Annotated in this window: 14 protein-coding genes; 10 read left to right on the top strand and 4 right to left on the bottom strand. The window is 69.0% G+C overall.

From position 1 onward, the window contains the following. Positions 1 to 152: 152 nt before the first annotated feature. The 9 genes from HD557_RS21335 (at position 153) to HD557_RS21295 (ending at position 9,069) form a co-directional block, all read left to right on the top strand. On the top strand, positions 153 to 1,820 hold the full coding sequence (locus HD557_RS21335) for a CHAP domain-containing protein (RefSeq protein WP_196875371.1): 1,668 nt from the start codon (positions 153 to 155) through the stop codon (positions 1,818 to 1,820). Positions 1,821 to 1,861: 41 nt separating this feature from the next. Further along, on the top strand, positions 1,862 to 2,503 hold the full coding sequence (locus HD557_RS21330; RefSeq protein WP_196875370.1) for a mycothiol-dependent nitroreductase Rv2466c family protein: 642 nt from the start codon (positions 1,862 to 1,864) through the stop codon (positions 2,501 to 2,503). A 78-nt stretch (positions 2,504 to 2,581) separates the two neighbouring features. After that, the gene (locus tag HD557_RS21325) at positions 2,582 to 3,289 is read left to right on the top strand and encodes a hypothetical protein (RefSeq protein ID WP_196875369.1); all 708 of its coding nucleotides are present in this window, start codon (positions 2,582 to 2,584) and stop codon (positions 3,287 to 3,289) included. A 50-nt stretch (positions 3,290 to 3,339) separates the two neighbouring features. Then, positions 3,340 to 3,891 (top strand): TIGR03086 family metal-binding protein, encoded by a 552-nt coding sequence (locus HD557_RS21320; protein ID WP_231380397.1) that lies wholly within the window; start codon positions 3,340 to 3,342, stop codon positions 3,889 to 3,891. Positions 3,892 to 3,903: 12 nt separating this feature from the next. Beyond that, complete coding sequence (locus HD557_RS21315; RefSeq protein WP_307785676.1) at positions 3,904 to 4,476, top strand: maleylpyruvate isomerase family mycothiol-dependent enzyme; 573 nt, start codon at positions 3,904 to 3,906, stop codon at positions 4,474 to 4,476. Positions 4,477 to 4,553: 77 nt separating this feature from the next. Next, positions 4,554 to 5,768 (top strand): peptidoglycan recognition protein family protein, encoded by a 1,215-nt coding sequence (locus tag HD557_RS21310; protein WP_196875367.1) that lies wholly within the window; start codon positions 4,554 to 4,556, stop codon positions 5,766 to 5,768. A 48-nt stretch (positions 5,769 to 5,816) separates the two neighbouring features. Further along, the gene (gene metG / locus HD557_RS21305; RefSeq protein WP_196875366.1) at positions 5,817 to 7,622 is read left to right on the top strand and encodes a methionine--tRNA ligase; all 1,806 of its coding nucleotides are present in this window, start codon (positions 5,817 to 5,819) and stop codon (positions 7,620 to 7,622) included. A 41-nt stretch (positions 7,623 to 7,663) separates the two neighbouring features. Further along, the gene (locus HD557_RS21300; protein WP_196875365.1) at positions 7,664 to 8,326 is read left to right on the top strand and encodes a glutamine amidotransferase-related protein; all 663 of its coding nucleotides are present in this window, start codon (positions 7,664 to 7,666) and stop codon (positions 8,324 to 8,326) included. After that, positions 8,323 to 9,069: a DUF3626 domain-containing protein gene (locus HD557_RS21295; protein ID WP_196875364.1), complete on the top strand. Its 747-nt coding sequence runs from the start codon at positions 8,323 to 8,325 to the stop codon at positions 9,067 to 9,069. Before HD557_RS21300 ends, HD557_RS21295 begins: the two co-directional genes overlap by 4 nt. Positions 9,070 to 9,075: 6 nt before the next feature. Here the strand turns inward: HD557_RS21295 and HD557_RS21290 are convergent, their stop codons facing one another. Both HD557_RS21290 and HD557_RS21285 read right to left on the bottom strand, forming a co-directional pair. Next, positions 9,076 to 9,822, bottom strand: coding sequence for a GOLPH3/VPS74 family protein (locus tag HD557_RS21290; protein WP_196875363.1), 747 nt, complete (start codon positions 9,820 to 9,822; stop codon positions 9,076 to 9,078). Between the two features lie 7 nt (positions 9,823 to 9,829). After that, complete coding sequence (locus HD557_RS21285) at positions 9,830 to 10,786, bottom strand: helix-turn-helix transcriptional regulator (RefSeq protein WP_196875362.1); 957 nt, start codon at positions 10,784 to 10,786, stop codon at positions 9,830 to 9,832. A 113-nt stretch (positions 10,787 to 10,899) separates the two neighbouring features. Between HD557_RS21285 and HD557_RS21280 the strand changes: the two genes are divergently transcribed. Next, entirely contained in the window at positions 10,900 to 12,009 is a 1,110-nt protein-coding gene (locus HD557_RS21280; protein ID WP_196875361.1) for an epoxide hydrolase family protein, read from the top strand. 61 nt (positions 12,010 to 12,070) lie between these two features. On the opposite strand, the gene HD557_RS21275 is transcribed toward HD557_RS21280, so the two are convergent. Next, complete coding sequence (locus HD557_RS21275; protein WP_196875360.1) at positions 12,071 to 12,736, bottom strand: GOLPH3/VPS74 family protein; 666 nt, start codon at positions 12,734 to 12,736, stop codon at positions 12,071 to 12,073. A gap of 74 nt (positions 12,737 to 12,810) precedes the next feature. Continuing rightward, entirely contained in the window at positions 12,811 to 13,248 is a 438-nt protein-coding gene (locus HD557_RS21270) for a VOC family protein (RefSeq protein ID WP_008363484.1), read from the bottom strand. Between the last annotated feature and the right edge of the window lie 41 nt (positions 13,249 to 13,289).

Raw genomic sequence — 13,289 nt, 5'->3', positions numbered from 1 at the left:
TGTTGCCCGTTCTTGGGAGTCCCTGAGCGTGGAAAGTAAAAATACAGTGTTGTAATTCCGACACACCGGTATCAATGGTTGACAACTTTCTCTAGGGTGCTCTTGTGCCCCTCAAGTCACAGGAACACCAGTATTCACAGAAGCCGCGCCGGGTGGGGAAGCCTGGCGGGGCGCTGCGCCGGACCTTGGTCACCGGCGCGGTCCTGCTGCTCGTCGGCCTCGGTGTACAAGTCATCCCTAAGTTGGCATCACCGGCGCACGCGGGCTCCATCACGCTCTGCTCCGGCTTCTCGGACTGCCGCAGCAAGGGCTACTCCACCGCCGGCTACGAAAGTGCCTGGGGAAGCATGTACTGGCGCATGTACGCCGGTCGCAACTGCACCAACTACGTCGCGTACAAGCTCATCCAGACCGGTCTGCCGAACGCTCGCCCCTGGTCGGGCGAGGGCAACGCGACCAACTGGGGCATCGCGCTGAGCAGGCTGACGAACCGGACCCCGACCGTCGGGTCGGTCGCCTGGTGGCACTCCTCGCACCCGAGCGCGAGTCGCTTCGGGCACGTCGCGATCGTCGAGCGGGTCGGCGAGAACTCGATCACGATCTCGGAGTCCAACTACGGCAGCGACATCAGCTGGCGCCGGATCGGCAAGGACTCGGTGAACTACCCGACCGGGTTCATCCACTTCAACGACCAGCGGCTCTCGGTCACCAAGCGGCCCACGATCGAGGGCACGGCGCAGGTCGGCAAGGCGGTCACGGTCAACACCGGCTCGTGGAGCCCGAACCCGAACAAGATCCGCTACCAGTGGATCGTCGACAAGAAGCCGATCCCGGGTGCGACCAACAAGACCTTCCGCATCCCCGGCTACCTCGCCGGCAAGCAGATCGCGGCGGTGCTCACCGGCGTCCGCCGTGACTACAGCGAGGCCAAGACGATGAGCGAGATTCTGCCACCGATCAAGCAGGGCACGTTCAAGGTCTTGGCGCAGCCGAAGATCACCGGCACCCAGAAGGTCGGCTCGACGGTCGCCGTCGGCGGAGCGGACTACGAGCCGTCGGCCAAGATCGGCGAGATCCGGTGGTACGCCGACAAGACCCTGATCTCCCGCAGCACGTCCCGCTTCCTGAAGGTGCCCGCAACGGCCTCCGGGAAGAGGATCGGCGCGGTCGTCGTCGGTGTCCAGGAGGGCTACCGTCCGAAGCAGTCGTACGCCTTCGCCGACACCCTGGTCGGTGGTGGAAAGGCCCCGCAGCAGCCGATGGAGCCGGTCGAGCCGCCGCCCGGCGGCACGCTCGCCCAGACGGCAGCCGGCTTCGTGAAGGGCGGCACCCGTCTCGGCGGCCTGATGCAGGTCGACCCGGGCAGCTACAGCGAGGAGGTCGACCTCTCCTACCAGTGGACGCGTGAGGGCACGCCGATCGACGGTGCGACGAGCCACAAGTACTACCCGACGGCCTCCGACGTCGGTCACCGGCTCAGCGTCACCGTGGTCGCCCGTTCCCGCAACGGCGAGACGCTCACCGAGACGTACGGCCCGAGCGGCCGGGTGCGCGTGAAGCCGAGCGTCGAGGTCACCGCGACCGGCGGCTCCGGTCAGGCGGAGGTGGCCGTCGAGGTCACCGCGCCGGGCTACCAGCCGACCGGGACGGTCAAGATCACGACCAACGGGGGACGTACGGTCACCAAGACGCTCAGCGGCGGGGCGGCAGGGGTCACGTTCGTCAAGCTCCCCGAGGGCGAGTACGCCGTCACCGCCGCCTACAGCGGCGACGAGGTCGCCTACTGGGCCAGTGGGGGTGACTTCACCACCGTCAGCTGACGGCAGGAACAGATCCGTGGCGGGAGTGGTTCGGTGTCTATATGACACAGACCACTCCCGCTGCGCCGTCCGAAACCGCTGAGAAGACCGCCGCCGACTTCTGGTTCGACCCTGCCTGTCCGTTCGCCTGGATCACCTCGCGCTGGATCCTCGAGGTGGAGAAGGTGCGCGACGTCGAGGTGACGTGGCACATCATGAGCCTGGCGTACCTCAACCAGGACAAGGACATCCCGCAGGAGTACCGCGACTTCCTCTCCACCGCGTGGGGCCCGGTGCGGGTCTGCATGGCGGTGCAGAACGAGTACGGGCAGGAGAAGCTGGCCGAGATCTACACCGCGCTCGGCACCCGCCGCCACGTCGAGGGTCGCGACTTCGACCGGGTCCTGATCGAGGAGGCGCTGGCCTCGGTGGGGCTGCCCGTCGAGCTGGCGGACGCGATGGACGACTCCGGCTACGACGAGGCCATCGCGAAGTCCCACCACGAGGGCATGGACCAGGTCGGCAACGACGTCGGCACCCCGACGATCGCGATGAACGGCTCGGCCTTCTTCGGCCCGGTCATCTCCAAGGCGCCCAAGGGCGAGGAGGCCGGGAAGCTCTGGGACGGGTTCCAGCTGATCACCGCCTACCCCTACGTCTACGAGCTGAAGCGCGCCCGGGTCCACGACCTCGACTTCAGCTGAGGGCGCCGAATATGAGGTCGCCGGTGGGTCGGGGCGGTGGGACCATCGCGTATGACATGGAACGGATTGCGCCGCCGGATGACACTGACCGTGTCACTGGCTGCTCTGCTGGGCGGCTTGACCGCCTGCGGAGGCACTGCATCCTCGGGTAAGGACACGTCGTACGCCGACGAGTCCCCTAAGAAGATCCTTGCCGATGCCAAGGCGTCGATGAGCTCGCTGGAGTCGGTCCACCTCTCGGGGACCGGCCTCGACGACGGCGACGAGATGAGCATCGACATGACCGTCTCGACGGCGGGCGACTGCACCGGCACCATCGGTACGCCCGACGGGGAGATGACCCTGCTCGTCGTCGGCGGCAAGGCCTGGTTCAAGGCCGACCGGAAGTTCTGGAAGACCAACGCCGGTAGCGATGCCGACGCGGTTCTCGCGATGGTCGGGAAGAAGTGGGTCGCCGGTGGTGAAGACCTCGGCGACCTCACCAGTTTTTGCGACTGGGACGAGCTCTCCGAGGAGTTCCTCGAGTTCCTGGTCCCCAGCACCATCCAAGGCCTGACCATCAAGAAGTCGAAGGACCAGATCGACGGGCAGCCCGTCATCAAGCTCGAGGACCGCAGCAGCGAGCAGGGCACGATCTACGTCCAGGCCGAGGAGCCTCATTACGTCGTCAAGGTGTCCAGCACCGGCAAGGAGGCGGCCGATCTGACCTTCAGCGGCTTCGACGAGCCCACGAAGATCGTCGCGCCGAAGCCCCGTCAGCAGATCGACTTCGAGAACATGCAGTAGCCGAGCATTTGGCGGTGACGGGGCTGGACGCGAAGACGTACGTTGGCTGCATGGCCACAACTGACGAGGCAGGGATTCTCTCGCGGGCGCTGGACCAGACCGGCGACCTGCTCGACCGGGTGCACGCCGAGACCGTCTCGCGGCCGACGCCGTGCAAGCAGTGGGACGTCGGCACGCTGGCCGACCACGTGATCGCGGACGGGACCAACTTCGTCACGATGCTTCGTGGTGGGCAGCCCGACTGGAGCGCGCCGGCCGCACACGTCGGCGAGAGCTGGGGGCCGACGTTCAGGGTCGGTGCCGACGACGTGCTGCATGCCTGGGACCAGGGCCCCGGCGCGGGCGGCGGAGAGGGTGGCGCGTCGGTGCCGGTCGGTCTGCTCGTGGCCGAGTACGCCGTGCACTCCTGGGACCTGGCGCAGGCGCTCGGCGTCCCGTCCTCGCAGCTCGACCCGGAGGTGGCCGAGGTGGGGCTCGAGTTCATGCAGGCGACCCTGAAGCCGGAGATGCGCTCAGGGGCGTTCGGCCCCGAGGTGACGGCGCCCGAGGGGGCTGGAGCGTACGAGCGGCTGGCTGCTTTCGCCGGACGGCAGGTCTCCTGAGACCATGGTCGTGTGGTTGACCAGATGGGAGTGTTCGCGCTGCAGCGAGCACTGACGCAGGCAGCGGAGCTTCTCGACACCGTCACGGCGGACGACCTGACCCGGCCGACGCCGTGTCCGGAGTGGGATCTGCGCAAGCTGGCCAACCACATGATCGCCCAGCCGCGGGTCTTCGTGACGATGCTCCAGGGCTCGCCTCCCGGATGGGACGGGCGTGAGGACTACGCGGTCAACCTCGGCGAGGAGCTGCGCACCCGGGGCAACGCGCTGATCAACCTGTGGCGCGAGGTCGGCCCCGACGACATGGTGATGGTCGACCCCGACTGGCAGTCGGCCGAGATCGCGGTCCACACCTGGGACCTGGCGGTCTCTCTCGGACGGACGACCGACGGCCTCGACGAGGCGGTCGCCCAGCGAGCCGTCGTCGCGATGGACCGCATCCTCGGCCCGGAGCGCAAGGGGCGGGCCTTCGCCAACGCGCTCTCGGCGCCCGAGGGGTCGGATGCCTACGAGCACCTGGCGGCGTACGCCGGACGGCCGGTGCCGTTTCGTGGCGAGCCCCTGAGATCGGCACCGTCGCACTAGTCACAGCGGCCTCAAACGACACACCGAACACAGGCGTTTGCGGCATGTCGGGCTGCCGGTTCTTCAAAATCAAGGGTATGGCCCGCTTCCCCCGCGTCATCACCGTGACCCTGACCGCTGTCGTTCTCGGCGCGTCGATGCTCGTGCCTGCCATCGGGTCGTCGATGGATCCGGCAGCCGCGGAGGGCAGCAAGCTGATCAAGCTCCCGCGGCTCGAGGACGGCATCGCGACTCGTGACGTGAAGCTGCCGCCGCGGCTGACCGAGCGGTCCGCCGGCGCGGCCGCGACCGAGAAGCTGAACACGACGACGTTCTCGATGGTCGGGGTGTCCTGGACCGGCGCGGAGACGCCGCAGGTCGAGGTGCGGGTGAGCAAGTCGGACCGGTGGCGCGAGTGGCAGCCGCTGCCGCTGCAGCAGGACCTGCCCGACGGTGCCGAGGAGGCCGTGGCCGCGCGCGGCAAGGTCGAGCGCCGGGGCACCCAGCCGGTGTGGACCGGCCGGGCCAGCGGCGTACAGGTGCGGGTCGAGGGCGCGCAGCCCGAGGACCTGCGGCTGACCCTGATCAACACCGGCCCGCAGGAGGACGTCAAGGCGCCGAGGCGGGAGTCCGACGACCTGGGCTACGGCAGCGCCTCCGACGGCAGCTCCGTGAACGGCCGGGTCGCCCGGTCGCGGCCGCGGTGGGCGCCGAAGCCGGTGATCTACACCCGGTCGCAGTGGGGCGCCAACAACTCCTGGCGCAACGGCCGCCCGGAGTACAACAGCTCGCTGAAGCAGGTCCACATCCACCACACCGCCACGAGCAACAACTACTCCAAGGGCGACGTGCCGGGGATCATCCGCGGCATCTACAGCTATCACACCAGGTCACTGGGGTGGTTCGACATCGCCTACAACTTCCTCATCGACAAGTACGGCCGTGCCTGGGAGGGTCGCTCCGGCGGCATCGACCGGCTCGTCAAGGGCGCGCACACGCGTGGCTTCAACCACCAGTCGATGGGCATCGCCCTGATCGGGAACTTCGAGAACGTACGTCCCTCCGACGACGCCCTCATCAAGACCGAGCGGATGGCGGCCTGGAAGCTCGACATGGCCGGCCGCGACGAGCGCGGCACGCTCGAGACCGTCTCCCAGGGCAGCGACCGGTTCCCGGCCGGCCGGCGGGTACGGGTCTGGGTCATCGACGGCCACTTCCACACCAACGAGACCTCCTGCCCGGGCGCCCAGCTCGCCAAGTGGCTGCCCTGGATCCGGAAGTACGCCTACCAGCGCGACCAGATGTTCAACTGACGCGGCGGCGAATCAACCCTCTGGCGTCTGCTCACTAGGATGCTGCCCATGAGCAATGTTCTGTCCGCAGTCGCCTGGCCGTACGCCAACGGCCCGCGCCACATCGGCCACGTGGCCGGTTTCGGCGTGCCCTCCGACGTCTTCAGTCGGTACATGCGGATGGCGGGCCACGACGTGCTCATGGTCTCCGGCTCCGACGAGCACGGCACCCCGATCCTGATCGCCGCCGACGAGGCCGGCATGACGCCCCAGGAGCTCGTCGACAAGAACCACCGGATCATCGTCGAGGACCTGACCTCGCTCGGTCTGACGTACGACCTCTACACCCGCACCACCTCGGCCAACCACCACTCGGTGGTGCAGGAGCTGTTCCTCGGGGTCTACAACAACGGCTACTTCGTCGAGCAGACCTCCAAGGGCGCGATCTCGCCGTCGACCGGCCGGACGCTGCCGGACCGCTACATCGAGGGCACCTGCCCGATCTGCGGGTATGACGGGGCCCGCGGTGACCAGTGCGACAACTGCGGCAACCAGCTCGACCCGGACCAGCTGATCAACCCGGTCTCCAAGATCAACGGCGAGACCCCCGAGTTCATCGAGACCCAGCACTTCTTCCTCGATCTGCCTGCGCTGGCCGATGCGCTGCACGCGTTCCTCGACGATCGCGAGCAGACCGGCCTGTGGCGTCCCAACGTCATCCGGTTCAGTCAGAACATCCTCAAGGAGATCCGCCCGCGCGCGATGACGCGCGACATCGACTGGGGCATCAAGGTGCCGCTCGACGGCTGGCGCGACAACCCGACCAAGCGGATGTACGTCTGGTTCGACGCCGTCATCGGCTACCTGTCCGCCTCGATCGAGTGGGCCCGACGCTCCGGCAACCCCGAGGCGTGGCGGGACTGGTGGAACGACCCGGAGGCGCTGTCCTACTACTTCATGGGCAAGGACAACATCGTCTTCCACTCCCAGATCTGGCCGGCCGAGCTGCTCGCCTACAACGGTCAGGGGTCGAAGGGCGGTCAGCCGGGGGCTTACGAGACCCTCAACCTGCCCACCGAGGTCGTCTCCAGCGAATACCTGACGATGGAGGGCAAGAAGTTCTCCTCCTCGAAGAAGATCGTGATCTACGTGCGCGACCTCCTCTCGCGCTACCAGCCCGACGCGTTCCGCTACTTCGTGGCCGCCGCCGGCCCCGAGTCGAACGACTCCGACTTCACCTGGGCGGAGTTCGTGCGGCGTACGAACGACGAGCTGGTCGCCGGCTGGGGCAACCTGGTCAACCGCACCGCCACCCTGATCGCGAAGAACTTCGGCGAGCTGCCGCCCGCCGGCACCCTGACCGAGGCGGACAAGGCGATCCTGGACACCGTCGGCGGTGCGTTCGCCACGGTCGGTGACCTGATCGGCCGCCACCGGCAGAAGCAGGCGATCGGCGAGGCGATGCGGGCCGTCGGCGAGGTCAACAAGTACGTCACCGACCTCGAGCCGTGGAAGCTCGCCAAGGCCCCCGAGGACCGCGAGCGTCTCGGCACCGTGCTGCACGTGATGGCGCAGTGCGTGGCCGACCTCAACCTGATCCTGTCCCCGTTCCTGCCGTTCTCCGCCAACGAGATCGACAAGGCCCTCGGCGGCAAGGGTGAGGTGGCCCCGATGCCCCGCGTCGAGGAGGTCGAGGACCTCGACACCGGCAAGCCCTACCCGATCATCACCGGCGACTACTCCGGCGCGCCCGCCTGGCAGCGCCAGCCGATCGTCGTCGGCACCCCGGTCGCCAAGCCCACCCCGGTCTTCCAGAAGCTGGACCCCGCGGTCATCGACGAGGAGCTCGACCGGCTGGGCGTCAAGCCGGAGTAATCGGTTGGATCGAGCCCCGCGTGGCTGCGACGATTCGGCGCATGATCGCATTGCTCGGCGACGACCGGGGACACCGTAGTCATCAGGAGCTCAACGCGCTGCGGCCGCAGCTGGTCGAGCTCGGGGTCGAGACGGAGTGGGTGCCGACCGACTCCGGGTTCGACGTCACGGCCTACGACGGGGTCTGGCTGGTTCCCGGCTCGCCCTACGCCTCCGATGCCGCGGTGATCGACGCTCTCACCGTGGTGCGGGAGCGGGAGATCCCGTTCCTCGGGGTGTGCGCAGGGATGCAGTACGCGGTGTTGGAGTGGACCCGCAACGTGCTCGGATCGGCGGCGACCCACGCCGAGTCCGACGGTGCCGGAGACGACAACGCCGTGGCCGCGCTGGCCTGCTCGCTCTACGGCGAGGAGCGGCTGGTGACCCCTGTCCCCGGCACCCGGTTCGCCGGGTGGCAGCCGGAGCCGTTCGTCGGGATGCACTTCTGCAACTACGCCCCGACCGCCGACGCGGTCGCCGCGCTGGAGAAGATCGGTGTCGTCGTCGGCGCCACGGCGGACGACGCCGGTGCGGAGGTCCTGGAGTTCCCCGACCACCCGTTCTACGTCACCAGCATGTTCCAGCCCCACATCGGCGCCCTGGCCGGCGCACCGGTCCACCCGCTGGTGCGAGCGTTCGTGAGCGCGGTCGTGGCCCGACGATGAGCGTCACGCTCCAGTTCCACCCCGACTGGCCGTACGCCGGCGGGCTGGTGATCGAGTCGCTGGCACGCGACGGGAGGTACCGGTCGCAGTTCGAGACCGGCACGTCGAACGGCGGGCTGACCGCGCATCGGGGAGGGGACCGGTGGCGCTGGGAGAGCCGGCTGTTCGGCGGGCGCTACGACGACGCGCCGGCCGGTGAGCGGCCGGTCTACGGAGCGTGGAACCGCCGTGAGGATCCGTACGGCGGCGCGATCCGGTTCGGGTCCGCCTACCTCCGGCTTCGGCCCGACGTGCTGGAGCGGTGCACCTTCTGCTTCCCCGACTCGGTCCTCGAGCCGACCGACTTCGGTGGCCCGGAGGTGCTGCCGCAGCTGTCCGCGATGGCCGACGCCTCAGGCTTCGACGACCTCGACGAGTGCGTCGAGGCACACGTGCACGGTGGCGTCGTGATCGAGCGGGACGTCGAGGCGGTCGTGCTCGACCCGTGCTTCCGGGACACGAAGGTCGAGTCGGCGGCTCGTGACCTCGGCTGCGCGGTGGAGTGGCATCGCGGGTTCCGGGTCGCCACCGATGGCCTCGATCCGAGCTACCGCGGTCAGGAGTACGTCCACCTGGCACGGTCGCTGGGTGACGTACTCACGCCTGATCTTCTGGGCGACGCCGCACGGTCGGGCGACCATGACCCACAGTCGGTCAAGCGGGTCTGGCACTACGTGGCGCGGTTCGGGCGGGCCATCGCGTAGCTGACGTCAGCCCCCACCACCACCACCGCCGTCGCCGCCGCCACCCCCGCCGTCGCCGCCACCCCCGCCGTCTCCACCGAAGAAGCCTCCACCGTCGCCGCCGCCGTCGCCCCAGCCGAACCAGTCACGGCGCCTGCGGGAGGCTCGGAGGATCCCGCGTACGGTGGTCGCGGCCCAGTCGCCCGCAGCGATGTGATCCGCGCGGCGTCTGACCTCGGTCAGGGGCACGGTGGCGGAGGGAAAGAACAGGTCGACCTGGTCGGCGGCGGCGATGAGGCCGATCAAGGTTGCCGTGCGTCGGCTCGGCTGCGCGCCGTGGAACAGGGCGGCGGTGAGGTGGTGGCGTACGTCCTGCTTGTAGCTGATCTCGGTGGCGGGCCAGATGGTCCGGGTGATGAGGTGGCGCCGCTCCGTCTCGCCACGCAGCAGGCCGCGGTGCACGAGGCGGTCGGCGAGATGCGCGAACATCTGGATGCCGCAGCTCCTGACCAGGGGAGCGGGGCGGGCTCGCCCGCCGGCGAGCACGAGCGAGCGTTGGAGGCAGGGATCTGCGGGAACGCGGACTCCGGTCGGATGGACCTCCATGGTGCCGCCGACGGGCTCCGCCACCAGGTGGACCGCACCGGACAGCGCCAGCTCGGATACCAGCGCACCGCCCACCAGGAGGTCGAGCGTCCCCATGTCGAGCCCGCCGACCGGGCGCCCGCTGAGGTCCTCGAGCATGAGCAGCACGAGGTCCTCCGCGATCAGCACGGCGTCGTCATTCGGGTGGGGTGATCGCGGAGGCGTAGCGCTTCGCGAGGATCTCGAGGTGGTCGCGGAGCTCCGCGGGTGACTCGACGGTGAAGTCGAGGCCGAGCATGCCGATCCAGACGGCCACGACCTCGAGGCTGTCGCCACCGGTGACCAGGACGCTGCGGTCGGGGGCGATCGGCTCGACGGTGCCGACGGCGGGGTTGATGCGGGCGATGACCTCGTCGGCGGGGGCGGCGATGACCAGGCGGGCGTGGACGGCCCAGCCGGTGCGCGCGACCTCGCGTACGACGAACTCGGTCAGGTCGAAGCCCGGGTCGCTCGGACGGAACGGGCGGCCGCCGGGGACCTTGAGGCGCAGCCAGTCGACGCGCAGCGACAGCCAGGCGTCGGCGCGGGGGTCGCGGGCGACGAGGTACCAGCGGCGCTGCCAGGAGATCAGCCGGTAGGGCTCGACCTCGATCGGCTCGTCGCGGTAGTCGGCGCGTACGCCCTGACCGTCGCGGATCGCGGTCGCCAGCGCCTGCAGGGTGCCGGCGTCGACGTCCGGGTCGGGGACGTTGCTGTCGGTGTTGACCGGACCGGCCTCCATGGCGTCGACCACCGCGGCCAGCTTGCGGCGCAGGTGGTCGGGGAGGACCTGGTCGAGCTTGGCGAGCGCCCGGGCACTGGTCTCGGCCACCCCGGCGATGCCGGTCGCGGCCCGGAGCCCGACGGCGACCGCGACGGCCTCCTCGTCGTCGAGGAGCAGCGGCGGGAGGTTGCCGCCGGCACCGAGCCGGTAGCGGCCGCCCGGGCCGCGCACGGACTCCACCGGATAGCCGAGCTCGCGGAGCTTGGTCATGTCGTTGCGCACGGTGCGCTCGGAGACGTCCAGACGGGTGGCCAGGTCGATGCCGGTCCAGCCGGCCGAGGACTGCAGCAGGCCCAGGAGCGCAAGGAGTCTCGCGGAGGTTTCCAGCACGGACTCAGAGTGCTCCAAAAGAAATTCTCGAGCCAGCGAAATTCCGGAATCAGGCTTGCCGGAACCGTTCATAACGTAGGTCTCACAAGGTCGGAAACCACCAAGGAGAAGTCATGAACACCCAGGTCAGCAACCAGATCAAGGCCGAGATCAGCACCGTCACCGTCGAGTTCCCGCAGGCCGACCTCGACGACCTCCGCGCCCGCCTGGACCGCACCCGGTTCGCCCCGGCCGTGCCCGGTGACTCCTGGGACTACGGCACCCCGACGGCCTACCTCGCCGACATGGTCGAGCGCTGGAAGAGCTTCGACTGGCGGGCGGTCGAGGAGCGCATCAACGCGGTGCCGAACCACCTGACCGAGATCGACGGCCAGGTCATCCACTTCGTCCACGTACCCTCCTCGAACCCGGACGCCAAGGCGCTGCTGCTCGCCCACACCTACCCGGGCTCGTTCCTGGAGTTCCTCCCGATGATCGACTCCCTGACCGACGAGTTCCACCTGGTGATCCCGGAGATGCCGGGCTTCGGGCTCTCGACGCCGGTCGTCGACACCGGCTGGACGATGAAGCGGGTCGCCGAGGCGTACGACGTCCTCATGCGCCGGCTCGGCTACGACTCCTACGGGGTGCACGGCAGCGACGGCGGCGCGATGGTCGGCCGCGAGCTGGCGATCCTGAACCCGGAGGGCTTCCTCGGCGCGCACGTCCTGCAGCTCTTCTCGTTCCCGTCCGGCGACCCGAGCGAGTTCGAGGGCTTCGGCCCGAAGGAGTACGCGGCGCTGGAGCACATGCAGTGGTTCCAGTCGGTCGGCGGCTACAACGCCATGAACGGCTCCCGTCCGCAGACCATCGGCGCGGCGCTGGCCGACTCACCGGTGGGGACGCTGGCCTACAGCGAGCTCTTCGAGTCCTTCGGGAACGGCACCTCGCTGGTCACCCCCGAGCAGGTCATCGAGCAGGCGACCTTCTACTGGCTGACCAACTCCTACGCCTCGGCCGCCCGTTACCACTACGAGGAGGGGCACGCCGAGCGTGAGCCGGAGGTGTCCCAGGGTCGGATCGGGGTCGCCGTCTTCAAGGACGACTTCCAGACCATCAGGTCGCTGGCCGAGCGGGACAACGCCAACATCCAGCACTGGTCGGAGTTCCCCGAGGGCGGCCACTTCGCGGCTCTGGAGCGTCCCGCCGACGTCGCCGCCGACCTGAAGGCCTTCTTCGCCTGACAGGCCCGGGCAGAGCTCGAGGATCGCAGTCCCCCCACGGCTGCGATCCTCGAGCACGTTTTCAGGCGGTCGTCGTGGTGACGGTGGTGGCGACCATCACCGCGGTCATGACCGCGGTGACCTCGTCCATCGCGTCCTTGACGCCCTTGGCTGCCCAGTCGCCCCGGGCGATCTCCTTCGCCCGCTTCCTGACCGCTCCGGCGCCGACCGTCCGCGTGTCGACCACCTTGTGGGCGAGGTCGATGGAGGAGAGCAGCGCGATGAGCTGCCCGGTCCGGGCGTCCGGGGTGGCGCCCTGGACGAGGACGGCGACCAGCTGGTCGCGTACGGCGTTCTCGTGGGTCGAGTCCGCTGCCGGCCAGGTGGTGCGCGGGAAGATGCCGAGGATCTTCTCGTCGCGGCGCTTGAGGATGTTGCGATCGCAGAGCCGAGCGGCAAGGGCCTCGTGGAGGCCCTTGCCGAGGTCGATCACGGCGTTCTTGGCCGCCAGCGGCTTGGCTGCCAGCGAGTCGTACGCAGCGGCCAGGACCGGCTCGTCCGGCCGGTGCCCGGGCACCGCCACGGCCTTGGCCGGGGTGAGACCTGAGCTGGGCATCACTCGGGCCGAGCCCGTCATCACGAGCTCGGTCAGGATCGCTCCGCCCAACGCCTGCTGGACCCAGGACGAGGCGAGGGTGCCCTTCTCGTCGTCGAGCACGAGCAGCAGCAGGTCTTCGGCGATGAGCATGCCTCAGACGCTACGGTGCCGTCGCCGACCGCACCTCCTACGAAAGGACGATCTTCACCTCGACCTTCGTCTGACTAGGCGGGCGCCGACTCCGGGCCGGCGACGTCGAACATCCAGCTCACGCCGAACTTGTCGTCGAACTGGCCGAAGTAGTCGCCCCAGGGAGCCAGGTCGAACGGCATCCCGGCCGTGCCGCCCTCGGAGAGCTTGGCGAACTGGTCGGCGTAGATCTCGTGGTCGGCGGGGTCGGAGCTGGTGACCGCGATGGTGACGCCAGCGGTCGGCGCGACGTAGTCCATGCCCGGAGGCGTGTCGGAGGCCATCAGCACCCGGCCGTCGTCGAACGTGAGCGAGCCGTGCATGACCTGGTCGGTGGCCTCGGCGGGCGCGCCCATCTCGGGCATGTCGCCGAACGTCATGATCTCGACCTTGCCGCCGAGCACCGAGCTGTAGAACTCGAGCGCTTCCTTCGCCTGGCCGTTGAAGCTGATGTAGGGGTTGAGCGTTCCCATGCTGATCTCCTTCGATCGATGTCTGACCCCGCTGCCCACAC

The sequence above is a fragment of the Nocardioides luteus genome, assembly GCF_015752315.1.
Lineage (GTDB): Bacteria > Actinomycetota > Actinomycetes > Propionibacteriales > Nocardioidaceae > Nocardioides.
Note: the sequence above shows the minus strand (reverse complement) of the source record. Positions and strands in the feature narration are given on the sequence as shown.